Raw genomic sequence first — 26,572 nt, 5'->3', positions numbered from 1 at the left:
GAGCGCCGCACCCGCGAGGCCGCCGCCGACCGCCGCGAGCCACCCGCGCGGACGCCGGCGCGGGGCCGTGGGGGCCGGGTACGCGGCGTACGGCGGGAGCGCGGCGTGGGGTGCGCCGTACGGCGGGAGCGGCTGGGGGCGGTCGGGGTGCGGCGGGAGCGGACGCGTGTCGTTCATGGCATCCAGTGGACCTCGCGTGCCTGCACGCGGGGTGAGTGCGGGCTGTGAAATCGGTGTGAGCCCGGGGTCGACGCGCGACGTGACGTGGAGCACACTCGACCGGACGCGGCCACCCTCACCGCGTCGTACCGGGCGGGCCCACGAGGCCCCGACACACAGGAGCAACCATGCGCATCGGCGTCCCCACCGAGGTCAAGAACCACGAGTACCGCGTCGCCCTCACCCCTGCCGGAGCCACCGAACTCGTCGCCCACGGCCACGAGGTGCTCGTGCAGTCCGGGGCGGGCCTCGGGTCGGCGCTGCCCGACGAGGCGTACGCCGCGGCCGGCGCCCGGCTCGTCGACGCCGCCGACGACGTGTGGGGCGACGCCGACCTCGTGCTGAAGGTGAAGGAGCCGGTGGCGGAGGAGTACCACCGCCTGCGGCCCGGCCTGCAGCTCTTCACCTACCTGCACCTCGCCGCCGACAAGGCCCTGACCGAGGAGCTGGTCGCGCGCGAGGTGACGGCGCTGGCCTACGAGACGGTGCAGACCGCGGACGGGGCGCTGCCGCTGCTGGCCCCCATGTCGGAGGTGGCGGGGCGCCTCGCGCCGCAGGCCGGCGCCTACCACCTCATGCGGGCCGGGGCCGGCGTGCTGGGCGGCCGCGGCGTGCTGATGGGCGGGGTGCCGGGAACGTACGCCGCCAACGTCGTCGTCGTCGGCGCCGGTGTCGCCGGGATGAGCGCGGCGCGCGTCGCGCTCGGCCTCGGGGCGCGGGTGCTGCTGCTCGACAAGAGCGTGACCGCGCTGCGTGCGGCGGACCGGGCGTTCGGCGGGCAGGTGCAGACCGTCGCCTCCTCGACGCTGGCGCTCACCGAGGCGGTGCTCGAGGCGGACCTGGTGATCGGCGCCGTGCTGGTGCCGGGCGCGAAGGCCCCCACCCTCGTCTCCAACGACACCGTCGCCCGCATGCGGCCCGGCGCGGTGCTCGTCGACATCTCGGTCGACCAGGGCGGCTGCTTCGAGGACTCGCACGCGACGACCCATGCCGACCCGACGTACCGCGTGCACGACGCGACCTTCTACTGCGTGGCGAACATGCCTGGAGCGGTGCCGCACACCTCGACGTACGCCCTGACGAACGTGACGGTGCCCTACGCGCTCGCCGTCGCCGACCAGGGCTGGCGCGACGCCTGCGCCGCCGACCCCGCCCTCGCCCACGGGCTGTCGACCCACGCCGGCGCCGTCACGAACGCCGCGGTCGCCGCGGCACACGGCATGACGAGCGTCGCCGTCGCGGAGGTGCTGGGCTGAGCGGCGGGCCGGTCGCTGGACTCACCGTCGGTACGGCGGCTCCGGCAGGTCGACGCGGTCGGGGTTGCGCAGCACCCAGGTCACGGCGAGCTCGGTGAGGACGTCGACGGCGGGCTCGTCGAAGGCTCCACCCTCGAGGCGTGCCACGGCCTCGTCCGCGTCGCGGAGGTCGGCGTCGTCGAGCGGCGAGCCGGTGCGCACGTGCGCGGCGTACGCCTGCAGCATCCGGTCGTAGTCCCGGTCCCAGTTGCCGCCGCCGTTGCCGAGGATCTCGTTGCCCACGCGGCCGGCGATCCGCACGACCTCCCCCTGGACGCTGTCCGCGGCGCCGCCGGCGGGCACGAGCATCTTCCACAGCTCCGAGAACTGGGCCTTCCACCCCTCGGTCGTCACCGTGATCGGCTCGCCCGGCTCGAGCACACGCGGGGGCACCGAGGGCTCCACGCCCAGCAGTTCGAACAGCTCGTGCAGGGCGGCCAGCATCTCCTCCCCGCCCTTGCCGTCCGCGATCCTCCGGTGCACGGCCGACATCGTCTGGCGGAGGTACTTCGGGGTCTCGCCCGAGACGCGCGCGCCGCGGTCGACGAGCACCCGGGCGACCTCGATGGCTGCCGCTGCCTGGTAGTCGTGCAGCCGTGTCATCGCACGGTCGAGCGCCGTGTCGCCGCGGCGCCCGTAGGTGAGCAGGGGGTCGGCGCCGTGGTCGAGCAGCAGGTGCAGGCCCGGGGTGTTCAGGTGCTCGGCCGCGGCGGTCAGAGGCGAGGAGTGTCCGGTGACGTCGGGGTCGGCACCGTGCTCGAGGAGCACCTCAACGACGCCGATCTGGTTCCTCCACCTGACGTGGTGCGTCAGCGCGGTGTTGCCGAAGCGGTCGACGGCGTTCGCGTCGGCACCGCGCTCGAGCAGCCACCGGACCCCGTCGGCGTCGAGCCTGTTGCTCATCAGGGCCGACTCCTTGTTGTAGTCACGCCCCACGGCGGTCACCTCGACCTTCGCGAAGATCTCCTCGAGCTCCGCGACCGTGTACACGTCCCCCCTGCCGAAGTCCTTCGGCAAGGTGGTGCGCTTCTTCGCCATCCTCATCCCCCTCAGCGTGGCGCGTCGACGTCCCCGTGACGCGCGATCCGGTCGAGGTCACTACCCCCGCGTGTCTCCCCCCACGCCTGCGGCAGGTGCGACGATCTCGACCATGGGTTCTCGTTACGACATCGCGGTCCTCCGCCGGACGTCCCTGGCGGAGCTCGGGCAGGCGCTCGGCGGCGTCCTGACCGTCGGCGACCAGGCCGTGGAGCCGTGGGCGGGACCGTCCGGCGTCACCGTGGCGCAGGTCGACGGCGCGGCGGAGAGCGCGGTGGTCGTGCTCGCTGCGCCCATGAAGCTGCCCCGCGGTGTCGACACCCGCCTGGTGAGGAGGCTCGGGACCGAGGCGCTGTTCGCCACCGTGTGGGACTCGGTCGGGGTCTACTCCCTCCGCGTCGTCGGCGACGGCATCGACCGGGAGATCACGGCCGATCCCGACGACGGGATGCACCGCCGCGGGACGTCGCTGCCCGAGGAGCCGTCGTGGCCCGAGGTCGACGAGGCCTACGTCCAGACCGTGCTGAGGGCCCGCTGCGGGATCGACCCCGGCGCCATCCAGGACGTGGCGACGACCTGGTTCCCGCTGCTCCCGTCCCCGTCGTCCGACCGCTAGCCCCACCGGAAGGATCTCCGTGCACGACTTCATCGCCGGCCTGCCCAAGGCCGAGCTCCACGTCCACCACATCGGCTCCGCCTCGCCCCGCATCGTGGCCGAGCTGGCCGAGCGCCACCCGGGCACCGTGCCCAGCGACGCCGCCGAGCTCGCGAAGTTCTTCGAGTTCCGCGACTTCGCCCACTTCATCGAGGTCTACCTCGCCGTCGTGGCGCTGGTGCGCACGCCCGAGGACATCCGCTACCTCACCTACGAGATCGCCCGCGAAATGGCGGGGGGCCAGAACCTGCGCTACGCCGAGCTGACGTGCACGCCGTACACCTCGGTGCGCCCCCACGACGAGGGCGTCGGCATGCCGATCGAGGCCTACACGGAGGCGCTCGAGGACGCCCGCGTCGCGGCGGAGCGGGACTTCGGGCTGGTGCTGCGCTGGATCTACGACATCCCCGGCGAGGCGGGCCTGCCCGCGGCGGACGCGACCCTCGGGTTCGCCCTCGACCACGGCCCGGACGCCCTCGTCGCCTTCGGGCTCGGCGGCCCGGAGATCGGGGTGCCCCGGCCGCAGTTCCAGCCCCACTTCGACGCCACCCGCGCGGCGGGCCTGCACAGCGTCCCCCACGCCGGCGAGACCACCGGGCCCGAGACCGTGTGGGACGCGCTGCGGCTGCTGGGCGCCGAGCGCATCGGGCACGGCACCTCCTCGGCCCAGGACCCCGCGCTGCTGGCGCACCTGGCCGCCACGGGCGTCCCGCTCGAGGTGTGCCCGTCGTCGAACGTGGCGACCCGGGCCGTCCCCTCCCTCGACCTCCACCCGCTACGGGCCTTCCGCGACGCGGGGGTCACGGTCACCATCAACTCCGACGACCCGCCGATGTTCGGCACGACGCTCAACCGCGAGTACGGGATCGCCGCCGAGATCCTGGGGCTCGACGAGGCCGGCACCGCCGAGCTCGCCCGCGCCGCCGTCCGTGCGTCCTTCGCCGACGAGGGGACGAAGGCCCGGGTGCTGGGCGAGATCGACGCGTACGCGAGCGGCCGCGGCTGAGCCTCGCCCCACGGCCGCGCGACGCTTCCGAGCCGCGAGTCCTAGGACTGCCCCCCGAGCCTCCCCGCCACCGACCGCGCGGCACGTCGCACCCGTACGGCGGCGCGCACCGGCAGCCTGCTGCGTAACCGGTCGAGCGAGCGCTCGGCCCGCTCGGCCCGGGCGCGCCACGCGCGGGTCTCGGCCTCCGCGGCCTCCCGTCGTACCCGTTCCGCCTCCCGCCCCGACCGCTCCGACCCGGCCTCGGTGCGCCACCGCTCGGTGGCGGCCTCGGCGCCCGCGACGCGCTGGTGCAGCGCGCGCTCCCGCGCGGCCCGGACATGGGCGGGCTCGGCCAGGTCGGCGCGACCGAGCAGGTCGAGCCGCGTGATCCCGAGGTCGCCCACCCGCAGGAGCCGACCCTGCGCACCGGGCGCCGGGCGCACGAGCCACGTGACCTCGTCGGCCACCAGCCCGTGCCGCTCGCGGGTCGCGGCCGGCACGAGGTCGGAGCACCGCAGCAGCACCACGTCGAGACCGGCGGCCCGCAGGCGGTCCTCCACGTCCCAGCCATAGAGCCGCACGTGGTCGGCCTGGCCGAACCGGGCGATGCGCGTCTCGGCGTCGGCGTCGGGGTCCTCGTCGGTCGGCACGTCGTCGGGCGGCAGCGGCACCTGCACGAGACCGATCCCGTCGTCGGCGAGCACCCGGCGGATCTCCGCCATCGCGGCCGCGTCGTTTGGCACGTGCTCCAGCACGTGGTAGCAGATCAGCAGGTCCACCGACCCGGTGGCGAGCGGCACCTGCGTGAGGCTCCCCTGCACGGTCACGTCGCGCCCGTCGGCGGCCGGGTCGAAGTCCATCCCCACCACGCGCCGCGCGCCCAGGTCGGCGAGCACCCGCGTCGTGTGGCGGCTCGGGGCCTCGTCGAGCACCAGCTCGGCGTCAGCGACGAACGGGCCGAGGGCCCGCAGCAGCAGCGCCAGGAAGCGGTGGCGCTCCAGCGCCTGGCAGCGACCGCAGCGCGCGCCCACCCGCCCCTTCGGCCCGGGCGAGAAGCCCTCCGCCAGCTCCGCACCGCACGACGGACAGCGCTGCCCCACCTGGTCCCCCACCATGCGATCGGACCCTAGCCGCCGGCGGGTTCGAACGTGACGCGAACCACACAGGCGACCGCCGGTCCTGCGGAAACCTGAGAGCGTCCCGGCGGCGTCCACTACGTTCTCGGCAGGAACGGTCGTCGAGCGGGGGGTTCGGGCGTGCGGGGTCTCAGAGGGGTCGTCGTGGCCACCGTGGTGGCGGTGCTGTCGACGGTGCCGGGTACGGCGCACGCGGCGCCGGCCGGTCTGCCGGTCCAGATCGACGATCCCCGAGGGGACGTCGAGCGGTACCCGAGCTCGTACGGTCCGTCGTTCGCGCCGGCCGCGCCGCCGACCGCGTCGGACATCGCCTGGGTCCGCGCCCGGGCGCAGGGCGACGACGTGCTCGTCGAGGTGGCGGTGGAGCAGGTGTTCGCCTACGCCCGCCGTACGACGCGCAGCGGCCAGCGCCTCACGCTCGACGTGGGGCAGCAGCTCATTGCCGCGAGCTACGGCGACACCCTGGTCTCCCTGGATCCCGACCGGACCGGCACCGGGTTCCGGGTGCGGTCGACGAACGTGCACGACCCGAGCGAGCCGTGGTCGGTGGGCCAGTGCGACGTCGACGGCGCTGTGGCCTGGTCGCGGGTCCACGACGTCGTGGCGGTCACGATCCCCGGCGAGTGCATCGCGGGCGAGGACACCACGGTGTCCGCCGGGACGTTCACGGTCCTCAACCGCGTCGTCGCCGTGGACGGGCGCGAGACCAGCCGGTCCGAGCGCGCGTTCCAGGACTCCGCCCTGCCCTGACCGCCCGCTCCGGGGTCACCTCGGTGGTCGAGGCGGGTGCGCTAGCACCGCCGGTGGTCGAGGTGGGTAGCCCACTCCCGGTGGTTGAGGTGGGTAGCCCACCCCCGGTGGTTGAGGTGGCCGCGCCAGCACCCCTCGAAACCACGCGTGGAGAGCGACAGTGGTTTCGAGGGCCGCCAGCGCGGCCACCTCAACCACCGGCACAGCGCGAGCACCTCGACCACCGGACCGCTAGCGCGAGCACCCGGTGGTCGAGGCGGGTGCGCCAGCACCCCTCGAAACCACACGCCCAGGTGACGGCCGCCCCTCAGCCCCCGTGCACCAGCGCGGCGATGCGCTTCTCCACGGCGTTGAAGTCGGGCGCGTTGACGTCGCGCTCGGGGCCGAGCTCGACGGGCACGACCTCCGCGATGTGGCCCGGGACCCCGTGGGAGGCGCCGCCGGCCATGACGACGACGCGGTCGGCGAGGTACACGGCCTCCTCGATCGAGTGCGTCACGAACAGCACGGTCGCGCCGGAGGCGGCGCGCAGGCGCCCGAGCTCGTGCTGCATGGTCGTGCGGGTGAGGGCGTCGAGCGCGCCGAACGGCTCGTCCATCAGCAGCACGGCCGGGTCGTTGGCCAGGACGCGGGCGATGGCGACGCGCTGCTGCATGCCGCCGGACAGCTCGCCGGGGTAGCGGTCGGCGAACCGCGTCAGGCCCACCACCTCGATGTACTCCGCGGCCCGCGCCCGCGCCCGGGCGCGTGACACGCGCTGCTGCCGCGGCCCCCAGCGCACGTTCTCCGCGACCGTCAGCCAGGGGAAGAGCCCGTAGTCCTGGAACACCACGCCGCGGTCCGGCCCCGGCCCCCGCACGGGCCCGCCGCCGACCTCCACCACGCCGCTCGTGTGCTGCTCGAACCCGGCGAGGATCCGCAGCACCGTCGACTTGCCGCAGCCGCTGGCGCCGACGACCGCGACGAACTCGCCGGGCGTCACCTCGAGGTCGACCCCCGCGACGGCGTCGACGGGCCCGCGCCGGGTCGCGTACTGCTTGCCGACGCCCCGCAGCACGATCCGGCCGCCCTCGTCGGGCTCCCGGGTACGGCGGGTGGTCCCGGCCGCCCCCGCGGCGGCGGCGCGCGTCGTCGTACCTGCCGTCACGGCCTGGTCCCCCCTCATGCCCGCACCAGCGGGCGTCGTCCGAACAGTCCCTTGAGGCCGAGCACGAGCACGCGGTCGGAGAGGTAGCCGGCGATGCCGATGACGATCATCCCGACCACCACCCGGTCGGTGCGCACCTGCTCGCGGGCGATCATGATCATCGAGCCGAGGCCCGTGTCGATGCCGTTGGCCTCCCCGAGGACGAGGATCACCCAGCCGAGCCCCAGCCCGATCCGCAGGCCCGACACGATGCCGGGCGTCGCGGCGGGCACGACCACCTTCAGCAGCACCCCGAGCCGCGTCGTGCCGAGCATCCGCGCCGCCTCGACGAGCCGCGGCGACACCTCCCGTGTCGCGGTGATCGTGTTGAGCAGGATCGGGAAGAACGCCGACAGCACGATGAGGAAGATCGTCGCCTGGCTGCCGAACCCGATGATGAGCAGCACCAGCGGCACCCACGCCGTGGCCGGGATCGGCCGGAACAGGTTGACCGCCGGGTCGAGCGTGGCCCGCACGAGCTCCGAGCGCCCCATCAGCACGCCGATCGGGATGGCGAGGGCGGCTGCGAGGGCGAACCCGGCCAGCACCCGGAACGCGCTGGCGCCGAGGTGGCTCCACAGCGTGCCGGAGTAGGCGTCGTCGTACACCCCGCCGAAGGCGAAGTCCCACATCAGCCTCGCGACCTCCACCGGCGGCGGCAGGAAGCCCATCTTGATGTCGAAGAGCAGCACCCACTCGCCGCGCACCCCGAGGTCCCACAGCAGGAGCAGCAGGGCGATGAAGCCGACGCCGAGGGCGGCGTGGCCCGCACGCCGCCCCACGCGCCGCGCCCGGAGGGAGGCGGTCGCGCTCACGCGTCCTCCGGCTCGTCGCGCGACGCGTAGGTGGTGTCGACGACTTCCTCGACCGCGGGCTCGCTGCTGATCATGCCGAGGCGCGCCATCTGGGTGATGAGGTTGCCGATCTGCTCCTCGTACGACGGGGAGAGGTCGGAGCGCAGCCAGAAGTTCTCGAGAGCGGTCGCGAAGACGGCCTCGTCACCGCCGTACTCCTCGACCATCTCGGGCAGCCACTCGTCCTGGTTCGCGAGCATGTAGTCCGTCGTGGCCGCGTGGGTGTCGACGACCTCCTGCACCGCGTCGGGCTGGGAGTCGATGAACTCCTGGCTGGCGAGCAGACCGATGTTGACGCGCCCGATCTCGGTCTCGTACGGCGACGCGATCTCGTGGCCGCCCGCCGCCAGCGCCAGCGACACCCCGATCTCGGGCGCCAGGAACGCGTCGATCTGGTCGGTGTCGAAGGCGTTGAAGAACTCGGGCGCCGAGAGCGAGACGAGCTCCAGCTCCTCGATGTCGATGCCGGCCTCCTCGAGCATCAGCTGGAGCACGACGTACTGCGAGCTCGACTCGAGGTAGCCCACCCGCTTGCCGACCAGGTCCTCCATCGTCTGCACCGACTCGTCGCCGACGAAGCCGCTACCGCCGTCCGAGGCCGCCGCGACGACCTTGACCTCGCGCCCCTGCGCGGCGCCCGCGATGGTGGCGGTGATGGACCCGACCGCCATGTCGACGGTGCCCGAGAGCAGGGCGTCGTTGAGCGCCGGGGCCGTGTCGAGGGTGACGACCTCGTACTCGATGTCGCCCGTCGCGTGGTCGTCGTAGAGGAACGGCGCGTAGAAGTGCGGCTGCCCACGCAGCGTGCCGACCGTCACGGTGGTGACCTCCCCGTCGTCGCCACCCCCCGTCGAGGTGCAGGCGGTGAGGCCGCCGGCGGCGACGAGCAGGGCGGCGGCGGCCGCCGCGAGGCGGGCGGGACGCACGGAGCGGGTGCGGGGGACGACGGGCACGGGGGCCTCCACGGATCGGTACGGCGGGTCGGAGCGCCCACCTTCCGGCACGGGTTTTTCACGACGGTGACATCGGTGTTTCAGGGACGGGCGAGCCCGGCCCGGGAATGTTCTGGGCCGCGGACGCACTGTGCTCGGTATGGCTTCCACGAACATCCCCACCGTCAGCCTCAACAACGGGACCTCCATCCCGCAGCTCGGCTTCGGCGTCTACCAGGTGCCGCCGGAGGAGACGGAGCGTGCGGTGAGCACCGCGTTCGAGGTCGGCTACCGCCACATCGACACGGCGCAGATGTACGGCAACGAGCGCGGGGTCGGCCAGGCCATCAAGGCCTCGGGCATCCCCCGCGACGAGCTCTTCATCACGACCAAGCTCAACAACGGCTTCCACCGCCCCGACGACGCCAAGCGCTCCTTCGACCAGTCGCTCGCGGACCTCGGCCTCGACACGGTCGACCTCTTCCTCATCCACTGGCCGCTGCCGACGCGCTACGACGGCGACTACGTCTCGACCTGGCGCGCGCTGGCCGACCTCGCGAGCGACGGCCGCGCCGCCGCGATCGGTGTCTCGAACTTCCAGCCCGAGCACCTGAAGCGCATCACCGACGAGACCGGCGTCGTGCCCGCGGTCAACCAGATCGAGGTGCACCCCTACCTGACCAACGAGGCGGCCCGCGCGGCCAGCCTCGACCTCGGCATCGCCGTCGAGGCCTGGTCCCCGATCGCCCAGGGCGCCGTCCTCGACGACCCGGTGCTCGTCGAGCTCGCCGAGAAGTACGGCAAGACCCCCGCCCAGGTCACCCTCCGCTGGCACGTCGAGCGCGGCGACATCATCTTCCCGAAGTCGGTCACGCCCGAGCGCGTGAAGGAGAACTTCGACCTGTTCGACTTCTCCCTCACCTCCGACGAGGTGGACCGCATCACGGGCCTCGACAAGGGCGAGGAGGGCCGCACCGGCCCGAATCCCGACACGTTCGACTACATCCCCGACTGACCGGGGCCCCGCCCCCGGGCGGGATCGGTACGACGCCACGCGGCGCCGACGGTGAGCTCACCGTCGGCGCCGCGTTCGTCGTACCGGGGGCTCGAGGGGGTTGCCGCGGCCTCAGCGGATCCCGAGGTGCTTCTCGAGGTTGCCGGCGAACCCGTTGCCCATGGTCCCCACGACGCCCTTCATCGCGGCCTTCACGGCGGGCGCGGACACGCGCGGCAGCGGCAGGTCGACCGTGATGGCGAGGCTGATGGCGAGGTGGGTGGCGGGGCCGTCGGCGGTGGAGGCGTCCTCGAGGGAGTACCAGCCCTCCGCGCCCGCGTCCTCCTTCGCCCCGGCCGGCGGATCGTGGCGGAACTCGATGCGCTCCAGCTCGGTGAACGTCATGCGCTCCGTGAACTCCGGCGCGACGGCGAGGCTCAGGGCGGGCACCTTCGTCATCTTCCAGCGCCAGTGCTCCCCCGCCTCGCCGTGCGGCTCGATGCCCGTCAGCATCGGCGTCAGCGACGCGAGCTGGTGGGGGTCGGTGAGCACGTCCCAGATGCGCTGCCGCTCGACCGGCAGCACCTCGGTCGCCTCGTGGGTGACGGTGAACTTGGTCATCGGACCTCCGGGGTACGTCGAGGAGCACGGGCGGTACGTCGAGGAGCCAGCAGCGCTGCGGCGACCACGCCACCGAGCGCACCGAAGAGATGGCCCTGCCACGAGATGCCGGGCTGGCCGGGCAGCACGCCCCACAGCGCGCCGCCGTACACGAGGAGCACGACGACGCCGATGGCCACCTGCCCGGGGCTGCGGCTGAAGAAGCCGCGCGCCACCAAGTAGGTGATGAAGCCGAAGACGAGCACCGAGGCGCCGATGTGGTTGGTCGCCGCCGGTGCGACGAGCCAGGTGCCGAGACCGCCCACGACCCAGACGATCGCCGCGACGGCGAGGGCGCGGCCGATGCCGGACAGGGCGATCACGAAGCCGAGCACGAGCAGCGGCAGGGTGTTGGAGACCAGGTGCCCGAAGCCGAGGTGCAGCAGCGGCGCTGTCGCGACGCCCACGAGCCCTTCGTCGCTGCGGGGCTGCACCCCGTAGGCGTCGAGACGGTTGCCGAGCACGGTGTCGACGATCTCGAGCAGCCACAGCAGCGCGACGAACCCGCCCACCAGGACGGCGGCGTCGCGCACGGGCTCGGCCGCGTCGGGCCGGCGCACGGGCGTGGACATGCGGCCAGGCTAGCCAGGGAGCGGTCGACGTCGCCGCCGCCCGCCCCCGGCGGCTCAGCCCTGCGACGCCCCGGTCCCCCACGTCGGGGAGGGCTGCGGCGCGGCGCGGCGGGCCTGCACGCCGGAGGGCCCGAACGGGACGGCCGGGGGGTTGGTCACGACGGCCGGGGCGGGCGCCGTGAGCGTCAGGGTGCTGGTGCCGAACGCCGACGACGCGAGATGCATCGTGATGTCCGGCAGGGGCGCCCCCGCACCGGCGGCGATGACCCGGCTCCCGGCCCACCGCGCCGCCTTCTGGCCGGTGCCGTCGACCCAGTTGAAGTAGGTCAGCGTCCAACCGTTCAGGTCGTTGTACGAGCCGTTGAGGACCGTGTCGGGGCTGGCCGGGTCGACGGCGACGTCGAACGAGGCGGTGACGAGCAGGTCGCTCGACGCGCTGTTCGTCACCAGTCCGGAGAGCAGCACACCGTCGATCTGGCGGGTCGGCGTGAAGATCGCGGTGACGTCGCCGGCGACCGAGGCCGCGAAGGCGGGCGCCGCGTTGACGACGACGACGGCGGGGGCCGTCCAGGCGGTCGCGCGGAGGACGGCGCGGCGGGACGGGGCGGGCGGAGTGGTCACGGGGTCCGATCGGCAGGAGGGGCAGACCTTGCGAACCCTACGGCGCCTCGGGCCCCGGCGCGGACGAACTCGCAGAGACCACCGGTACCCACCCGCCCCTGTCTAGGCTGACGGGCGTGACCGCGCTGCCCGAGGACGCCACCGCCGCGTGGTCGCGTCGGCGCACCCACCGCTGGGACGCGTGGACGCTCGACGCCCTCCTCGAGGCCCGCCGCGCGTCAGGCGCGACGGTGAGCCTCGTCGTACCGGCCCGCAACGAGGCCGCCACCGTCGGCGACGTCGTCAGCCGCGTGCGCGAGCGGCTCGTCGAGACCGTCTCCCTGCTCGACGAGGTGGTGGTCATCGACTCCGACTCGAGCGACGACACGGCCGCGGTGGCCGCCGACGCGGGCGCCGTGGTGCACCGCGCCGCCGACATCCGCCCCGACCTCGGCTGGGCGCCCGGGAAGGGCGAGGCGATGTGGAAGTCGCTCTTCGTCACCCGCGGCGACGTGCTGGTCTTCATGGACGCCGACCTGCGCGCGTGGGACACCCACTTCGTGCCCGGCCTGCTGGGGCCGCTGCTGACGGACCCGACGGTCGCGCTGGTCAAGGGGTTCTACGCGCGCCCGCTCGACGTGGAGGGCGGCGGCCCGTACGACGGGGGCCGCGTCACCGAGCTCGTCGCCCGGCCCCTCATCGCGCTGGCGTTCCCCGAGCTGGCCGGCCTCGTGCAGCCCCTCGCCGGTGAGTGGGCGGTGCGTCGCGAGCTGTTCGGGTCGCTGTCGGTGCCGACGGGGTACGCCGTCGAGCTCGCCGCCCTCGTCGACACGCTCCGGGCCCGCGGCCTCGACGCGATCGCGCAGGTCGACCTCGGCCGTCGCTCGCACCGCCACCAGGCGCTCGCGGACCTCGGCGCGATGGCCACCCAGATCCTCGCCGCCGCCGCCCGGCGCGTCGCCCCCGTCGGCGGCGTCGACACCGTCGCCCTGCGTCAGTTCGACCAGTCCGACGGCGGGGCCCACGCCACGCTGCGGGCGGTCACGGTGGGCGAGCGCCCGCCGTACTCCTCGGTCGTGGACCCGACCCCGGGGGCCCGCCCGTGACGCTGCGCCTGGGCCGCCACTCCTTCGCCGACGACGCCACCCTCGTCATGGCGATCGTCAACCGCACGCCCGACTCCTTCTACGACCGCGGCGCCACGTGGGCGGAGGACCGGGCGTTCGACCGCGTCGCGCAGGTCGTGGACGAGGGTGCGGAGATCGTCGACATCGGCGGCATCAAGGCCGCCCCGGGCGTCGAGGTCGACGAGACGGAGGAGCGCCGCCGCGTCGTGTCGTTCGTCGCGCGGGTGCGCTCGGCGTACCCCGACCTCGTCATCTCCGTCGACACCTGGCGCGCCTCGGTCGGACGTGCCGTGTGCGCCGAGGGCGCCGACGTGCTCAACGACGCGTGGGGCGGGGCCGACCCGGAGCTCGTCGACGCCGCCGCCGAGCACGGCGCCGCGATCATCTGCACCCACACCGGCGGCATCACGCCGCGCACGCGCCCGTTCCGTGTCGCGTACGACGACGTGGTCGCCGCCGCGATCGCCGACACCACGGCGTACGCCGAGCGCGCGCTCGCCGCCGGCGTGGCCCGCGAGTCCATCGTCATCGACCCCGCCCACGACTTCGGCAAGAACACCTTCCACTCCCTCGAGGTCACCCGGCGCCTCGGCGAGATGGTCGCCACCGGCTGGCCCGTGCTGGTGAGCCTCAGCAACAAGGACTTCGTCGGCGAGACCCTCGACCGCCCCGTCGGCGAGCGGCTGCTCGGCACCCTGGCGGCCACCGCCATCTGCGCGCAGGCGGGCGCCCGGATCTACCGCGTCCACGAGGTGCCCGAGACCCGGCAGGTCGTCGACATGGCGTGGAGCATCGCCGGCCGCCGCCCGCCCGCACGCCCGATCCGCGGCCTGGCCTGAGGGTCGGCCCGAGGGTCGCTGCCCGCCTGCGAGGCCGCACCTGGATAGCCTCGGGCCCGGACCGGTGCGCGAACCTCCCGCGCGCACCCCGACCGGGAGGTTCCCGCATGAGTACGTCGCGCTCCGTCCTGCGGCAGGTGCTGCCGTCGTCCGGGCCCACGCGCCCCCTCCTCGGCCTGGTCGCGCTCGTGGCGCTCGTCGGCCTGCCGGTGCTCGCGGGCCTGCTCGTCGACCTCGACGGCGCCTGGGTGCTCGGCCTCCTCGCCGGTCTCGTCCTGCTGGCCGCCACCCTGGCGGGGCTGGCCGCCATCGGCACCAGCCGGCTGCTCCACGCCCAGCACGCCCGCTCCGACGAGCTCGAGGCGGCCCGCACCGCCGAGCTCGCCGAGCTGGTCCGCACCCGCACCGACGGCCTGCACCGCACCGTCGAGCGCAGCACCGACCGGCTCGCCGGCCACGTCGCGGGCGAGATCGCCGAGGCCACCCGCACGACGACGACGGTCTCCGACCGCAACCGCGACGGCCTGCGCAACGAGATCGAGCGCCTCCTGCTCGTCGAGTCGATCGGCGACGTGCGCCAGACCCAGGCGCTGCTCCAGCTGTTCGCCGCGGTGCGCATCGAGCGCCCGCTGCCCGGCCTCAGCGGCTTCGCGGCCTCGCCCGACCTGCTGCTCTTCCTCGTCCACCTGCTGCGCGAGGAGCGCCCGGCGGTCGTCGTCGAGTGCGGTTCGGGCTCCTCGACGCTGCTCATGGCCCTGACCGTGCAGCAGTACGGCCTGCCGACCCGCATCATCTCGATCGACCACGAGGCGTTCTACGGCGAGCAGACCCGCCGCACGCTGTCGGAGAACGGCGTCGACGACGTGGCCGAGGTGCGCATCGCCCCGCTGGCCCCCTCGCCGGTGCCCGAGCACGAGCCGCAGTGGTACGACGTGGACGCCCTCGGCGACCTGCCCCCCATCGACCTGCTCATCGTCGACGGCCCGCCCGGCTCCGGCGGTCGCGAGGCCCGCTACCCGGCGTTCCCCGTGCTGCGCGACCGCCTCGCGCCCGGCGCGATCGTGCTGATGGACGACTACGACCGCGACGACGAGCGCGTCACCGGCGAGCGCTGGCAGGCCTCCGCGCCGGGCAGCACGCTCGAGCGCGTCGACCTCTACAAGGGGCTCGGCGTCCTGCGCATGCCCTGACCGGACTGCCGCCGGCGCGTCAGTCCGCGTCGTGCTCGGCGTGCTTCTCCCGCCACTTGCGCTCGAACGGCAGGCGCCAGGCGCGCGGGGCGATGAGCTGGTGGATCTGGTTCGGCCCCCACGTGCCCGGCTCGTAGGGCCGCACCGGCGGCGGGGAGTCGATGAGGGGCTGCGAGATCTCCCAGAGCCGCTCGACGCCCTCGGCGGTGGTGAAGAGCGTGTGGTTGCCCTTCGTCGCCTCGAGGATGAGCCGCTCGTAGGCCTCGAGCACCGAGCCCGCCCAGTTCGTGTCCTCGACCGAGAACTGCATCGACACCTTGTCGAGGCGGAACCCCGGGCCGGGCCGCTTGCCGTAGAACGACAGGCTGACCTTGGCCTGGTCGGCGAGGTCGAAGGTCAGGTGGTCGGGGCCGTGCTGCCCGATGCCCGAGCCCTCGGGGAACATCGACTTGGGCGGCTCCTTGAACGCGACCGAGATGATCCGCTGGCCCTCGGCGAGCTTCTTGCCGGTGCGCAGGTAGAACGGCACGCCGGCCCACCGCCAGTTGTCGACGTAGCAGCGCAGCGCGATGAACGTCTCGGTCTCCGACTCGGGGTCGACGCCGGGCTCGTCGCGGTAGCCCAGGTACTGCCCCCGCACCACGTCCTCGGGGTGGATGGGCAGCATCGAGCGGAAGACCTTGCCCTTCTCCTCCGTGATCGACTGCGGGTCGAGCGCGGTCGGCGCCTCCATCGCGGTGAAGGCGAGCACCTGGAAGAGGTGGGTCACGACCATGTCGCGGTAGGCGCCGGTGGCCTCGTAGAACGACGCCCGCTGCTCCAGACCGAGCCGCTCGGGCACGTCGATCTGCACGTGGTCGATCATGTTGCGGTTCCACACCGGCTCGAAGAGGCCGTTGGCGAAGCGGAACGCCAGGATGTTGAGCGCCGCCTCCTTGCCGAGGAAGTGGTCGATGCGGAAGACCTGCGACTCCTCGAACACCTCGTGCACCGCGGCGTTGAGGGCCTTCGCGCTCTCGAGGTCGACGCCGAACGGCTTCTCCATCACCACGCGCGAGCGCTCCACCAGCTGCGCCTCGGCGAGGGTGTGGATGACCGCCATCGCCGCCTTGGGCGGCACCGACAGGTAGTGCAGCCGGTGCTGCGGCTCGACGCACTCCGACTCGGCCTCCGCGACCGCGGCCCGCAGCGAGTCCGCCGTACCCCCCGGGGCCCAGTAGAGCCGCTTGGCGAAGTCGTCCCACTCCCCCTCGGTGACGTCGGAGGCGAACTCGCGGATCGCGTCGTGCGCGAACTCCACGAACGTCTCGCGGGTGTGGGGGTCCAGCGACGTGCCCACGATCTGCACGTGGGGCAGCAGGCCGGTGCGCCGCAGGTGCAGCAGGCCGGGCAGCAGCTTGCGGCGCGACAGGTCGCCGGTGGCGCCGAAGAGGATGACCGTCGTGGGCGGTCCGGGGGTGCCCTGGGGGTGCGCGGTCGACATGGCTCCCAGCCTGCCACGCCCGCGTGACGGGAGGGTGTCGACCTCAGCGCCCCGCCCCGGTGGCCGGGTACGGCGCGGCGAGCGCCACCTGCCGCCCGGACCACCGGGCGCGCAGCCACCGGTCGTGCGAGGTGACGACGACGGTCCCCGGGGCGACGCCGACCGCCTCCTCCAGCTCCCCGGCGAGCCGCAGCGAGAGGTGGTTCGTCGGCTCGTCGAGGAGCAGCAGGTCGGGGGCGGCGGCCACCGCGACCGCCAGGGTCAGCCGGCGCCGCTGGCCCACGCTGAGGGCGCCGACCGGAGTGCCGAGGTCGCGGGGGTGCAGCAGCCCCAGCGAGCGCAGGGGCACCCGCTCGGCCGTCGCGGCGCCGACGAGGTCGCGGTACGCCGCCCGCGTGGTGCGCTCCGGCGCCCCGACGTCGGGGTCCTGCGCGACGAGCCGCACGCGGCGGGCCTGGACGTCGACCCGGCCCGCGTCCGGGGTCAGCCGGCCGGCCAGCACGTCGAGCAGCGTCGTCTTGCCCGACCCGTTCGGGCCGGTGACGAGCAGGTGCTCTCCGGCGACGACGTCGAGCCGGTCGAGGACGAGGCGGGGGCGGCCAGGCTCTTCCCCGTCGACCCGCAGGTCCCGCACGGCGACCGCGGCGCCGCTGCCCGGCGTACCCGCCCCGGCGCCGCCGTCGGGCGCGCCCCCCGTGAGGGGTACGGCGAACCGCAGCGGCCGCGGCGGCTTCGGGAGCGCCTCGCGCTCGGCGACCTCGAGCCGGCGCTCGGCGTCGTGGACGCGCCGGGCCCGGGTGCGCTCGACCTTCGCCCCCTTGAAGGCGTGGATGAACTTGTCGTTGTCGGTGGGTCCGCGACCCGGCGCGATGCTGCCGAGGTCGACGCGGGTGCGGGCGCGCAGGTCGGCGATCTCGTCCTGCTGCCGCTGCCAGGTCTCCTCCCAGCGGCGGCGCACGGCCGCCTGGTGGGCCAGGTAGTCGCCGAACCCGCCGCCGAACCGCTGCCCGCCCCGGCCGTCGGTGCCGAGCACGCCCGCGTCGAGGTCGAGCAGGTCGGTGCAGACGCGGTCGAGGAAGGTGCGGTCGTGGCTGGCCGCGACGACCACGCCCGGCAGCGCGACCAGCGACGTCTCGAGGAGCTCCAGCGCCTCGGCGTCGAGGTGGTTGGTCGGCTCGTCGAGCAGCAGGCAGGCGGGGCGGCGCACGAGCGCGGCGGCCAGCGTCAGGCGCGTGCGCTGGCCGCCCGAGAGCGTCGCGACGGGGCGGGCGCGGTCGAGGTCGGCGACGCCGAGGGTGGCGGCGGTCAGCTCGACGCGGCGCTCGGCGTCCCAGGCGTCGTGGTGGGTCGCCCAGGCCAGCACGGCGTCGTACGCCGCCCCGACCTCGTCCGCCGTACCCGCGGGGAGGTCGGCGCCCAGGTCGGCCGCGAGCCGCTCGAGGAGCCGGACCGCCGCGTGCAGCGGGCGCAGGGCGTCGTCGAGCAGGTCGCCGACGGTGCCGGCCCCGGAGCCGGCCCGGGGGTCGGGCTCCTGGGCGAGGTGGACGACGTCGGCGGGCACGCGGACCGTGCCGGCGTCCGGCCGGTCGAGGCCGGCGAGCACGCGCAGCAGCGTCGACTTGCCGGAGCCGTTCTCGCCGATGAGCCCCAGCCGGGTGCCGGGCGCGGCCACGACGTCCACGCCGTCGAGGACGGGCCCGCCGGCGCGGCCCGGGTAGGAGCGCACGACGCCGTGCGCGACGACGGGCGCGAGCGGGGCGGTGAGATCGGCGAGGTCCGGGAGGCCGGCAAGATCGGCGGCGGAGGAAGAAGAGGAGTGGGCAGGCATGACGACGCGTCCGTCCGGGGTGGGGAGGGACCGCGCGGGCGGGGCCGCAGCGCGATCGCGGGCGTCGTCAGAGCTCCATGGTGCTCGCCAGGCTACGCCCCGGGCGCCGGACGGCCAACGGGTTTTCCCCCGCACGCGGGAGATCGGCGGCGCGGTGGTCCGCGCCGTGAGAGGGTGGGGGCGGCCCCGCCCATCGAGCCTGTGCCCGCGACACCTGGAGGAGGCGCCCGTGACGCCGTTCCTGGTGATCGGGCTGTGCGGCGCCGTCGTCCTCCTGGTCTCGCTCGTCCTCGGCGACCTGTTCGACATCGAGGCTCTCGCCGGCGACTGGTTCTCCACCGCCGCCCTCGGTGGCTTCGTCTCCGCGCTCGGCTTCGGCGGCGCGATCGCGCAGGCCGCCGGCCTCGGCCAGCTCCCCTCCTCGCTCGTCGGGGTGGCCGCGGGTCTCGTCGTCGGGTGGTTCGCCGCGTGGCTCACCCGGCTCGTGAAGACCGGCGGCACCGACGCGACGCCCGGCGCCCGCGACGCCGTCGGCTGGGACGCCACCGTCGTGACGGCCATCCCCGAGGGCGGGTACGGCGCGATCACCGTCCGCCGCGGCGGCCACGTGCTGCGCTACAACGCCCAGGCCGAACGCGCCCTGCCCGCGGGCACCGCGGTGCACGTCACCGGCGTGCTGTCGCCGACCGCCGTCACCGTCGCCGCGACGTACGACGAGCTCTCCTGAACCCCCGGCACGACCCGCACCGCCCGCACCACCGCTCCCCCGCGTGACCGCTCGCCCACCACCGAAAGGCCCATCACCATGGACCCGGTCCTGGCCCCGATCATCGGCTTCGTCGTCCTGCTCGTGCTGCTGGTGCTGCTCATCACCAGCCGCTACAAGGTCGCCGGCCCCAACGAGGCGTTCATCGTCACCGGCCGCAAGGGCAAGGCGGTGATCAACCCGGAGACCGGGGAGCTCACGACCGACCTGTCCGGCCAGAAGGTGGTCATGGGCGGCGGCGTCTTCGTCATCCCGTTCGTGCAGAAGCTCGGCAACCTCGACCTGTCGTCGCGGCGCATCTCGGTGCAGATCCGTGGCGCGGTCTCCGGGCAGGGCATCAAGCTCAACGTCGAGGGCGTGGCCATCGTCAAGGTGGGCGGCAACGCCGACCAGATCCGGCTGGCGGCCCAGCGGTTCCTGTCGCAGCAGGGCGACATCGAGCCCTTCACCCAGGAGGTGCTCGCCGGCGCGCTGCGCTCCATCGTCGGCGGCCTGACCGTCGAGCAGATCATCCGCGACCGCGCGGCCTTCGCGCAGCGCGTGGCCGACGAGTCGGAGAACTCCCTGACCGGCCAGGGGCTCATCCTCGACACGTTCCAGATCCAGGACGTGACCGACGACGGCTCCTACCTGGCGGACCTCGGTCGCCCCGAGGCCGCGCGCATCGGCCAGGAGGCCTCGATCGCCGAGGCGAACGCCCGCCGAGCCGCCGAGCAGGCGCGTATCGCCGCCGAGGAGGAGATCGCGGTCTCGCAGCGTGCCCTCGCGCTGCGCCAGGCCGAGATCAAGATCGAGACGGACGCCGCGCAGGCCCGCGCCGCGGCCGCCGGCCCGCTCGCGCAGGCCGACCAGGACCAGGCCATCCTGCTCGAGCAGGAGAAGGTCGCCGTCCGGCAGGCCGCCCTCACCGAGCGCGAGCTCGAGACCAAGGTGCGCAAGCCGGCCGACGCCGAGCGCTACCGCGTCGAGCAGGACGCCGAGGCCCGCCGCTCCGCCGAGATCGCCGCCGCCGACGCCCGCAAGGCGTCGACCATCGCGGCCGCCGAGGCCAAGGCGCAGGAGGTCCGGCTCTCCGGTGAGGCCGAGAAGGCCCGGCGTGCCGCGCTCGCGGAGGCCGGTGCCATCGAGGGCGAGCGGCGCGGTGCGGCCGAGCGCTCCCGTCGTACGGCGGAGGCCGAGGCCGTCCGCGCCGAGGGCGAGGCCCAGGCGGCCGCGGTGCTGGCCGTCGGGCAGGCCGAGGCCGAGGCGATGGACAAGCGCGCCGAGGCGTTCGCGCACTACAACGACGCCGCGGTGCTGCAGATGCTCATCGAGGTGCTGCCGCAGATCGCCAAGGAGGTCGCCGCCCCGATCGGCGCGATCGACCAGCTCACCGTCGTGTCGACCGACGGTGCCGGCGCCCTGCCCAAGCAGGTCACCTCCAACATGGTCGAGACGCTCAACATGCTGCGGACGACCACCGGCCTCGACCTCGACGCGCTCATCAAGCGGTCCGTGGGCTCCGCCGCCGACGGCCTCGGCCTGCGCGGCGACACGGTGACGGGCGAGACCACCGGCCAGTAGGCGCCGTACCGCCCGCACCACCGGCACGACCTGCCCACCCCCGCTGCACTGCAGCACCCCGCGGACGTCATGCGTCCGGTGGCCCCCGGCCTCCGGTCCGCATGACGTCCGCGGTCGTCTCGGGGGGGTACGGCGGTCCCGCGGCTCCGGTGTCAGCTCGCGGGCGGGTGGCCCAGCGCGGCCATCTCCTCCGCCGTGGGCTCGGGCGGCAGCGCGGGGCGCGGCCGGCTGTCGTCGAGCAGGTCGGCGAGGAACGCCTTGTAGCGGGGGCAGTTCGTCACGTCGTGCGCCCGGCAGCGCAGCGCGTGCTCCGTCATGGCGCGCCACAGCTCCATCGACCGCATGCGCTCGGCGATGTCGTCGAGGTGCGCCTGCAGCACGGCCTGGCGGCCCTCGGCCTCGCTGTCGAGCAGGATCCGGATCTGCTCCAGCGTCATCCCCGCCGCCTTGTTCCGCACGATGGCGGCCACCCGCACGACCTCGGCCTCGCCGTACCGGCGACGGCCCGCACCGTCCCGCTCGGGAACCAGCAGGCCCTCGTCCTCCCAGAACCGCAGCACGTGGGTACCGATGTCGAAACGGCGTGCCACATCTCCGATGCTCCACGGGCTTGACTTCATGTTCACATGAAGTCACACGCTGGTGACCTGCACAAGTCCTGACCCGAGAAGGAGCACCATGTCCGAGATCCGTAACGCGCTCGTCGTCGGCGGCGGCCCCGCCGGCCTCCAGGCGGCCCTCACCCTGGGCCGCATCCACCGCAGCACCACCCTGGTCGACTCCGGCACCTACCGGAACGCCCAGGTCGACCACATGCACAACGTCGCGACCCACGACGGCCGGCCGCCGGCCGAGTTCCGCGCGCAGGCCCGCGCCCAGCTCGACGCGTACGACGTCGTCGTCCGCGAGGCGACCGTCCGGACCATCGAGGGCGACGTCGTCGGCGGGTTCACCGCGACGCTCGACGACGGGAGCACCGTGCGCGCCAAGCGCGTCGTGCTGGCCACCGGCCTCACCGACGAGCTCCCCGACGTGCCCGGGCTCGCCGACCTGTGGGGCACCGTGGCCGCGCAGTGCCCCTTCTGCCACGGCCACGAGTTCGCCGACGGCCACGTGGTGGTGCTCGGCGCGGCCCAGCAGATGAGCCACGCCGTGGGCCTCATGCGCGGCATCGCGGGCGAGATCACCGTGCTCGCGAACGGCGCCGAGGTGGCCCCCGAGGCCCGCACGATCTTCGCGGCCCTCGGCGCCGCCGTCGTCGAGGCGAAGGTCGAGCGGTTCGAGCGCCGGGGTGACGGCGCGCGCGTCGTGCTGTCGGACGGCTCGGAGATCGACGCCGTGGGCGTGCTGCTCGCGCCGACCTACCGCCAGTCCGCGCCCTTCGCGGCCCAGCTGGGCGTCGAGCTGCTGCCGTCCGGCTGCGTCGAGATCGACGACATGGGCCGCACCAGCGTGACGGGCGTGTACGCCGGGGGCGACCTCGCCCACCGCTCGGTCTTCCCGATGCCGATGGCGTCCGTGGTCAATGCGCTGGCGGCCGGTCAGATGGCGGCGACGGCCTGCAGCGCCGACCTGCTCGGCGAGGAGATGGCCGCGCTCGGCGCCGCCGGTCACTGACCCGCAGCGGCGGCGCGGCGGCGAGCGGCGCCGTACCCGGTCTCGCGGCCCGGCCCGGCGCGAAGGTTGTAGCCGCAACCCGCCACTTCCGGCGGGAAGTTCCCACCCGGAAGTGGCGGGTTCCCCGGTGCACCGGGGAACCCCCCACCCCCGCCTCACGACCCGGTCGAGATCCCCACGTACGTGGTCTCGAGGTACTCCTCGATGCCCTCGAAGCCGCCCTCGCGGCCGAAGCCCGACTGCTTGACGCCGCCGAAGGGGGCGGCGGGGTTCGACAGCAGGCCCGTGTTGATGCCGAGCATGCCGGCCTCGAGGCGCTCGGCGAGCCGGATGGTGCGCTCGAGGTCGCGGGTGAAGGCGTACGAGGCGAGGCCGTACTCCGTGGCGTTGGCCCGGCGCACCGCCTCGTCCTCGTCGGTGAAGGTCGAGATGGGCGCCACCGGGCCGAAGATCTCCGTGTTCACGATCGCCGACTCGTGGGGTACGTCGGCCAGCACCGTCGGCGGGTAGAAGTAACCCGCGCCGTCGGGCGCCTCGCCGCCCACCAGCACCCGGGCGCCGTCGTGCACGGCGTCGGTGACGAGCTGGTGCACGTCCTCGACCGCGGAGGCCTGCACCAGCGGGCCGACGTCGACCCCGTCGTCCTGGCCGCGGCCGACGCGCAGGGCGCCGAGGCGCTCCGCGAGGCGCCGGCTGAACTCCTCGGCGACGCTCTCGTGCACGAGGAAGCGGTTGGCGGCCGTGCAGGCCTCGCCCATGTTGCGCATCTTGGCCAGCACGGCGCCCTCGACGGCCGCGTCGAGGTCGGCGTCCTCGAAGACGAGGAACGGCGCGTTGCCACCCAGCTCCATCGACAGGCGCTGCAGGTGCTCGGTCGACTGCCGCACCAGCACCTTGCCGACCGGGGTGGACCCCGTGAAGGAGACCTTCCGCAGCCGCTCGTCGGCCATCAGCGTCTCGGAGACGTCCCCGGAGTGCGTCGACGTCACCACGTTGAGCACGCCGGCGGGCAGACCGACGTCCTCGAAGACCTTCGCCACGGCCAGCGTCGTCAGCGGCGTCAGCGCGGCGGGCTTGACGACCATCGTGCAGCCGGCGGCGATGGCCGGGGCGATCTTGCGGGTGGCCATGGCGATCGGGAAGTTCCACGGCGTGATGAGCAGGCACGGACCGACCGGCTTCTTCACCGTCAGCAGCCGGGACCCACCGGCGGGCGCGCTCATCCAGCGCCCGTGGATGCGCACGGCCTCCTCGGAGAACCAGCGCAGGAACTCCGCGCCGTACGTCACCTCGCCCGCGGCCTCGGCCAGCGGCTTGCCCATCTCGAGGCTGATGAGCCGGGCGAAGTCGTCGCGACGGGCGGTGATGGCCTCGAAGGCGGCCCGCAGGATCTCGGCGCGGTCGCGGGGCGCCGAGCGGGCCCACTCCTCCTGGACCTCGGCCGCCGCGTCGAGGGCGGCCACGGCGTCGGCGGCGGTGCCGTCCGCGACGCTCACGAGAACCGACTCGTCGGCGGGGTCCAGCACGTCGAAGGTGGCCCCGTCCTCGGCGTCACGCCAGGTGCCGCCGATGTGGAGCTGGGGGACGAACAGGTCGTCGGGCAGTGCGCTCATGGCCCTCAGCGTGCCACCCGGCCCGAGCGCCGCCAACGGGCGCTGCGCACAACGGCGGCGTACGGCGGGTGCGTGGCCGGGCGCGACCAGGCGCGGCCGGGGTGGAGTGCGGCCGGGGACGCCGACGGCCCCCGGCGTGGTGCCGGGGGCCGTCGGATCGAGCGGGTGGTGCGACCGGTGCGTGACCGGCGTGCCCGTGGGTCAGTCGCGGGTGCGACCGCCCTCGGTGGCCGTGCCGCCGCGGGCGGCGTGCACCCGGGCGAACAGCTCGTCGAGCTCCGCGCGCTCCGCCGGGGTGGGGCGGTGCTTCTCCGGGAGGTCGTCGATCTGCTGCTGCTTGGCGACGACGATGCCGAACTGGCGCTCGTGCTCGTCGACGTCGTGGGTGTAGGTCCCGTCGAGGTAGTGGTCGGCCGCCGCCCTGGCCGCCTTGATCGTCGACTCCGCCTTGCCCTTGGGGCTGAGCAGCGACGCGATGACCGTGACGACGAGGACGCCGAGGATGACGCTCAGCGACATGGCGATGCTGACCTCCGGGATGGCGGTCACGTGCTCGCCGCCGTTGATGAAGGGCAGCTCGTTCTCGTGCAGGGCGTGGATGAACAGCTTGACGCCGATGAACGCCAGGATGATCGCCAGGCCGTACGAGAGGAACACGAGGCGGTCGAGCAGGCCGTCGATGAGGAAGTACAGCTGGCGCAGACCCATGAGCGAGAACGCCGTGGCACCGAAGACGATGTACGTCTCCTGCGTCAGGCCGAAGATCGCGGGGATCGAGTCGAGCGCGAACAGCAGGTCCGTGCCGCCGATCGCGACCATGACGAGCAGCATCGGGGTCAGCATCTTCTTGCCGTCCACGACGGTGAACAGCTTGTCGCCGTCGTAGTGCTCCGAGGTGTGGAAGAAACGCTTCGCGAGGCGGATGACGAAGTTGTCGGCCTCCTCGCCGCCCTCGTCGTCGTCCTCCTTCAGCAGGGAGATCGCCGTGTAGAGCAGGATCGCGCCGAAGAGGTAGAAGACCCAGCTGAACTGGTTGATCGCGGCGGCGCCGACGAGGATGAACGCGGTGCGCGCGAACAGCGCGAACACGATGCCGAAGAGCAGCACCTTCTGCTGGTCCTCGCGCGGCACCTTGAAGCTCGCCATGATCACCAGGAACACGAACAGGTTGTCGACGCTCAGCGCCTTCTCCGTGATGTAGCCGGCGAAGTACTCACCGCCGTACGTCCCGCCCCAGTTCCACAGCACGAACAAGCCGAACACGATCGCCAGGCCGACGTAGATGGCCGACCAGATCGCTGCTTCCCTCAACGTGGGGATGTGCGCCTTGCGCACGTGGAAGAAGAAGTCGAAGAGCAGCAAGCCGGCGATGACGGCGATGGTGAGGCCCCATACCAGCGGGGTGACCTCCATGGACGGACTCCTTCTGCGTTGCGGTGGTGCACGAGGGCGGGGCGACCGGTCGGCCACCCCGCCGCGCGGCGACGTCAGGGAGAAGAACGTGCACAGGGGTCGCACAAGTTCCCGGTGCGACGTGGATCTCCCCCCGTCTCACTCCTGCGCGGGGTCGGCCGTCCCGTCGGCGATGGCCCGCTGGGCCGCGTGGAGGGGCGCCGTCTCCACCACCCGCGGCGCGATCGTGCGGTCGTACGCCGCGTACGGCGCCTGCTGCGCGACGTACGTGCCCGCGTGCGCCTCGGCGTCGGCGACGACCGCGGGGGTGACGGCCAGCGCGCTGCCGGTGGCCGCGGAGGACACGAGGGGGACGTAGCCCTGGGCGTGGCCCAGCGTGTTCGGGTGGTAGCTCTCGACCACGGGGTTCGACAGCCCGTTCAGCCACGCCGGCTCGTCGCAGACGGCGTGGCCGGTGAACGCGGCGGTGGGGTCGACGAAGCGGAACCCGGCGGCCCGGGCGGCCGCGGCGGTGCGGGCGTCGAGCTGGTCGGCGGTGGCGTTCAGGCGCGTCATCTCCGCCGGCGAGATGAAGGTGAGGACGTCGCAGTCCTCGCCCTGGAACAGACGCGGGTAGCCGGCGACCACGACGTCGGCGTTCGGCGCGGCGGCGCGGACGTCGGCGTAGAGGCCCGAGAGCCGCGCGGGCAGCGTGGCGCCGATGAAGGCCTGGGCGCCGTCGATCGCGCCGTCGCAGTCGCTCATCCACCCCGGCTGGGCGCACTCCGTGATGACGTCGGTGAACCCGGCGTCGTTGCCGCCGACGGACAGGGTGACGAGGTCGGTGGCGGCGGAGAGCGCCGTGAGCTGGTTGGCGCGCACGTCGGCGACGACGGCGCCGGAGCACGCGCGGAAGTCGAGGTCCCAGCCCCCGGCGGAGGCCAGCAGCGAGGGGAACGCGTGCACGGAGCGGAGGCACTGGGTGCCGTCCGCCAGGTACTCCCGCGTTCCCGTGCCCGACGAGTAGGAGTCGCCCAGCGCGACGTAGGAGCCGCCGGCGGCGGGCCCCACGGAGGTGGAGCCCGAGACGGGGTCGGCGAGCGCCGGGGCGGCGGGGCCGGCCAGGGCGAGCCCGGCGGCCAGGACGGCGGGGAGCGCCACCCACCCCCGGGTACGACGTCGTGCGGGCGTGCGGACAGGTGGGGTCGCCATGGTTCCTCCCGAGGGTGCCGGCGATCGGTGGCGCCCGAGCGGCACCGTAGGTCGACGCGCTCG

25 protein-coding genes are annotated in these 26,572 nt (G+C 74.0%); 11 read left to right on the top strand and 14 right to left on the bottom strand.

The window, feature by feature from the left end; translation table 11 throughout:
• Positions 1–347: 347 nt before the first annotated feature.
• Entirely contained in the window at positions 348–1,475 is a 1,128-nt protein-coding gene (ald, locus tag KK617_RS08665) for an alanine dehydrogenase (protein WP_277499503.1), read from the top strand.
• Between the two features lie 21 nt (positions 1,476–1,496).
• On the opposite strand, the gene KK617_RS08660 is transcribed toward ald, so the two are convergent.
• Positions 1,497–2,558 (bottom strand): ankyrin repeat domain-containing protein, encoded by a 1,062-nt coding sequence (locus KK617_RS08660; RefSeq protein WP_277499502.1) that lies wholly within the window; start codon positions 2,556–2,558, stop codon positions 1,497–1,499.
• A gap of 106 nt (positions 2,559–2,664) precedes the next feature.
• Between KK617_RS08660 and KK617_RS08655 the strand changes: the two genes are divergently transcribed.
• On the top strand, positions 2,665–3,168 hold the full coding sequence (locus KK617_RS08655) for a hypothetical protein (RefSeq protein ID WP_277499501.1): 504 nt from the start codon (positions 2,665–2,667) through the stop codon (positions 3,166–3,168).
• A gap of 19 nt (positions 3,169–3,187) precedes the next feature.
• Positions 3,188–4,213, top strand: a complete 1,026-nt coding sequence (locus tag KK617_RS08650) for an adenosine deaminase (RefSeq protein WP_277499500.1) — start codon at positions 3,188–3,190, stop codon at positions 4,211–4,213.
• A 41-nt stretch (positions 4,214–4,254) separates the two neighbouring features.
• Here the strand turns inward: KK617_RS08650 and KK617_RS08645 are convergent, their stop codons facing one another.
• Complete coding sequence (locus KK617_RS08645; protein ID WP_277499499.1) at positions 4,255–5,310, bottom strand: class I SAM-dependent methyltransferase; 1,056 nt, start codon at positions 5,308–5,310, stop codon at positions 4,255–4,257.
• A 165-nt stretch (positions 5,311–5,475) separates the two neighbouring features.
• Between KK617_RS08645 and KK617_RS08640 the strand changes: the two genes are divergently transcribed.
• Positions 5,476–6,081, top strand: coding sequence for a hypothetical protein (locus KK617_RS08640; protein WP_277499498.1), 606 nt, complete (start codon positions 5,476–5,478; stop codon positions 6,079–6,081).
• 307 nt (positions 6,082–6,388) lie between these two features.
• On the opposite strand, the gene KK617_RS08635 is transcribed toward KK617_RS08640, so the two are convergent.
• From KK617_RS08635 to KK617_RS08625, 3 genes are read right to left on the bottom strand one after another with little or no spacing between them, the layout of a single operon-like run.
• Complete coding sequence (locus tag KK617_RS08635) at positions 6,389–7,246, bottom strand: ABC transporter ATP-binding protein (RefSeq protein WP_277499497.1); 858 nt, start codon at positions 7,244–7,246, stop codon at positions 6,389–6,391.
• The gene (locus KK617_RS08630) at positions 7,243–8,082 is read right to left on the bottom strand and encodes an ABC transporter permease (RefSeq protein WP_277499495.1); all 840 of its coding nucleotides are present in this window, start codon (positions 8,080–8,082) and stop codon (positions 7,243–7,245) included. The genes KK617_RS08635 and KK617_RS08630 overlap by 4 nt, the downstream gene beginning before the upstream one ends.
• The gene (locus KK617_RS08625; RefSeq protein WP_277499494.1) at positions 8,079–9,074 is read right to left on the bottom strand and encodes an ABC transporter substrate-binding protein; all 996 of its coding nucleotides are present in this window, start codon (positions 9,072–9,074) and stop codon (positions 8,079–8,081) included. Before KK617_RS08625 ends, KK617_RS08630 begins: the two co-directional genes overlap by 4 nt.
• Positions 9,075–9,213: 139 nt before the next feature.
• Here KK617_RS08625 and KK617_RS08620 point away from each other — a divergent pair, with 139 nt between their 5' ends.
• Positions 9,214–10,068: an aldo/keto reductase gene (locus tag KK617_RS08620; RefSeq protein ID WP_277499492.1), complete on the top strand. Its 855-nt coding sequence runs from the start codon at positions 9,214–9,216 to the stop codon at positions 10,066–10,068.
• 111 nt (positions 10,069–10,179) lie between these two features.
• Here the strand turns inward: KK617_RS08620 and KK617_RS08615 are convergent, their stop codons facing one another.
• From KK617_RS08615 to KK617_RS08605, 3 genes are read right to left on the bottom strand one after another with little or no spacing between them, the layout of a single operon-like run.
• Positions 10,180–10,668, bottom strand: coding sequence for a hypothetical protein (locus KK617_RS08615; RefSeq protein WP_277499491.1), 489 nt, complete (start codon positions 10,666–10,668; stop codon positions 10,180–10,182).
• On the bottom strand, positions 10,665–11,279 hold the full coding sequence (locus KK617_RS08610; protein ID WP_277499490.1) for a rhomboid family intramembrane serine protease: 615 nt from the start codon (positions 11,277–11,279) through the stop codon (positions 10,665–10,667). The genes KK617_RS08615 and KK617_RS08610 overlap by 4 nt, the downstream gene beginning before the upstream one ends.
• 54 nt (positions 11,280–11,333) lie before the next feature.
• Positions 11,334–11,900 carry a hypothetical protein gene (locus tag KK617_RS08605; protein ID WP_277499489.1) on the bottom strand — a complete coding sequence of 189 codons (567 nt, stop codon included), beginning with the start codon at positions 11,898–11,900 and terminating at the stop codon, positions 11,334–11,336.
• A 116-nt stretch (positions 11,901–12,016) separates the two neighbouring features.
• Between KK617_RS08605 and KK617_RS08600 the strand changes: the two genes are divergently transcribed.
• The 3 genes from KK617_RS08600 (at position 12,017) to KK617_RS08590 (ending at position 15,035) form a co-directional block, all read left to right on the top strand.
• A complete protein-coding gene (locus KK617_RS08600) occupies positions 12,017–12,985 on the top strand; it encodes a glucosyl-3-phosphoglycerate synthase (RefSeq protein WP_277499488.1) in 969 nt (322 codons plus the stop codon).
• Positions 12,982–13,845 (top strand): dihydropteroate synthase, encoded by an 864-nt coding sequence (folP, locus tag KK617_RS08595; RefSeq protein WP_277499487.1) that lies wholly within the window; start codon positions 12,982–12,984, stop codon positions 13,843–13,845. The genes KK617_RS08600 and folP overlap by 4 nt, the downstream gene beginning before the upstream one ends.
• A gap of 107 nt (positions 13,846–13,952) precedes the next feature.
• Entirely contained in the window at positions 13,953–15,035 is a 1,083-nt protein-coding gene (locus tag KK617_RS08590; RefSeq protein ID WP_277499486.1) for a class I SAM-dependent methyltransferase, read from the top strand.
• Positions 15,036–15,054: 19 nt separating this feature from the next.
• Here the strand turns inward: KK617_RS08590 and zwf are convergent, their stop codons facing one another.
• Together zwf and KK617_RS08580 are read right to left on the bottom strand one after the other, a co-directional pair.
• Positions 15,055–16,518 (bottom strand): glucose-6-phosphate dehydrogenase, encoded by a 1,464-nt coding sequence (gene zwf, locus KK617_RS08585; RefSeq protein WP_277499485.1) that lies wholly within the window; start codon positions 16,516–16,518, stop codon positions 15,055–15,057.
• Between the two features lie 43 nt (positions 16,519–16,561).
• Positions 16,562–18,346: an ATP-binding cassette domain-containing protein gene (locus tag KK617_RS08580; protein WP_277499484.1), complete on the bottom strand. Its 1,785-nt coding sequence runs from the start codon at positions 18,344–18,346 to the stop codon at positions 16,562–16,564.
• A 229-nt stretch (positions 18,347–18,575) separates the two neighbouring features.
• On the opposite strand from KK617_RS08580, the gene KK617_RS08575 reads away from it, so the two are divergent.
• Entirely contained in the window at positions 18,576–19,073 is a 498-nt protein-coding gene (locus KK617_RS08575) for a hypothetical protein (RefSeq protein WP_277499483.1), read from the top strand.
• Positions 19,074–19,151: 78 nt separating this feature from the next.
• Positions 19,152–20,675 (top strand): SPFH domain-containing protein, encoded by a 1,524-nt coding sequence (locus KK617_RS08570; protein ID WP_277499482.1) that lies wholly within the window; start codon positions 19,152–19,154, stop codon positions 20,673–20,675.
• 152 nt (positions 20,676–20,827) lie between these two features.
• Here KK617_RS08570 and KK617_RS08565 read toward each other — a convergent pair whose 3' ends face one another.
• Positions 20,828–21,265, bottom strand: a complete 438-nt coding sequence (locus KK617_RS08565) for a MerR family transcriptional regulator (RefSeq protein WP_277499480.1) — start codon at positions 21,263–21,265, stop codon at positions 20,828–20,830.
• A gap of 88 nt (positions 21,266–21,353) precedes the next feature.
• Between KK617_RS08565 and KK617_RS08560 the strand changes: the two genes are divergently transcribed.
• Positions 21,354–22,292 carry an NAD(P)/FAD-dependent oxidoreductase gene (locus KK617_RS08560; RefSeq protein WP_277499479.1) on the top strand — a complete coding sequence of 313 codons (939 nt, stop codon included), beginning with the start codon at positions 21,354–21,356 and terminating at the stop codon, positions 22,290–22,292.
• Between the two features lie 155 nt (positions 22,293–22,447).
• Here the strand turns inward: KK617_RS08560 and KK617_RS08555 are convergent, their stop codons facing one another.
• From KK617_RS08555 to KK617_RS08545, 3 genes are all read right to left on the bottom strand, one after another.
• Positions 22,448–23,905, bottom strand: a complete 1,458-nt coding sequence (locus KK617_RS08555; RefSeq protein ID WP_277499478.1) for an NAD-dependent succinate-semialdehyde dehydrogenase — start codon at positions 23,903–23,905, stop codon at positions 22,448–22,450.
• A 201-nt stretch (positions 23,906–24,106) separates the two neighbouring features.
• Complete coding sequence (locus KK617_RS08550; RefSeq protein WP_277499477.1) at positions 24,107–25,318, bottom strand: TerC family protein; 1,212 nt, start codon at positions 25,316–25,318, stop codon at positions 24,107–24,109.
• Between the two features lie 138 nt (positions 25,319–25,456).
• Positions 25,457–26,509, bottom strand: coding sequence for an SGNH/GDSL hydrolase family protein (locus KK617_RS08545; protein ID WP_277499475.1), 1,053 nt, complete (start codon positions 26,507–26,509; stop codon positions 25,457–25,459).
• Between the last annotated feature and the right edge of the window lie 63 nt (positions 26,510–26,572).

The sequence above is a fragment of the Nocardioides sp. ChNu-99 genome, from assembly GCF_029493445.1.
Lineage (GTDB): Bacteria > Actinomycetota > Actinomycetes > Propionibacteriales > Nocardioidaceae > Nocardioides.
The sequence above is the reverse complement of the archived record's forward strand: the minus strand, read 5'-3'. Positions and strand labels throughout refer to the sequence as shown.

Excerpts from the sequence above, each read along its gene's own strand:
- ald (WP_277499503.1), top strand. The coding sequence starts at position 348 with ATGCGCATCGGCGTCCCCACCGAGGTCAAGAACCACGAGTACCGCGTC.
- KK617_RS08660 (WP_277499502.1), bottom strand. The coding sequence starts at position 2,558 with ATGAGGATGGCGAAGAAGCGCACCACCTTGCCGAAGGACTTCGGCAGG.
- KK617_RS08655 (WP_277499501.1), top strand. The coding sequence starts at position 2,665 with ATGGGTTCTCGTTACGACATCGCGGTCCTCCGCCGGACGTCCCTGGCG.
- KK617_RS08645 (WP_277499499.1), bottom strand. The coding sequence starts at position 5,310 with ATGGTGGGGGACCAGGTGGGGCAGCGCTGTCCGTCGTGCGGTGCGGAG.
- KK617_RS08635 (WP_277499497.1), bottom strand. The coding sequence starts at position 7,246 with ATGAGGGGGGACCAGGCCGTGACGGCAGGTACGACGACGCGCGCCGCC.
- KK617_RS08620 (WP_277499492.1), top strand. The coding sequence starts at position 9,214 with ATGGCTTCCACGAACATCCCCACCGTCAGCCTCAACAACGGGACCTCC.
- KK617_RS08615 (WP_277499491.1), bottom strand. The coding sequence starts at position 10,668 with ATGACCAAGTTCACCGTCACCCACGAGGCGACCGAGGTGCTGCCGGTC.
- KK617_RS08610 (WP_277499490.1), bottom strand. The coding sequence starts at position 11,279 with ATGTCCACGCCCGTGCGCCGGCCCGACGCGGCCGAGCCCGTGCGCGAC.
- KK617_RS08590 (WP_277499486.1), top strand. The coding sequence starts at position 13,953 with ATGAGTACGTCGCGCTCCGTCCTGCGGCAGGTGCTGCCGTCGTCCGGG.
- zwf (WP_277499485.1), bottom strand. The coding sequence starts at position 16,518 with ATGTCGACCGCGCACCCCCAGGGCACCCCCGGACCGCCCACGACGGTC.
- KK617_RS08580 (WP_277499484.1), bottom strand. The coding sequence starts at position 18,346 with ATGCCTGCCCACTCCTCTTCTTCCTCCGCCGCCGATCTTGCCGGCCTC.
- KK617_RS08570 (WP_277499482.1), top strand. The coding sequence starts at position 19,152 with ATGGACCCGGTCCTGGCCCCGATCATCGGCTTCGTCGTCCTGCTCGTG.
- KK617_RS08560 (WP_277499479.1), top strand. The coding sequence starts at position 21,354 with ATGTCCGAGATCCGTAACGCGCTCGTCGTCGGCGGCGGCCCCGCCGGC.
- KK617_RS08555 (WP_277499478.1), bottom strand. The coding sequence starts at position 23,905 with ATGAGCGCACTGCCCGACGACCTGTTCGTCCCCCAGCTCCACATCGGC.
- KK617_RS08550 (WP_277499477.1), bottom strand. The coding sequence starts at position 25,318 with ATGGAGGTCACCCCGCTGGTATGGGGCCTCACCATCGCCGTCATCGCC.
- KK617_RS08545 (WP_277499475.1), bottom strand. The coding sequence starts at position 26,509 with ATGGCGACCCCACCTGTCCGCACGCCCGCACGACGTCGTACCCGGGGG.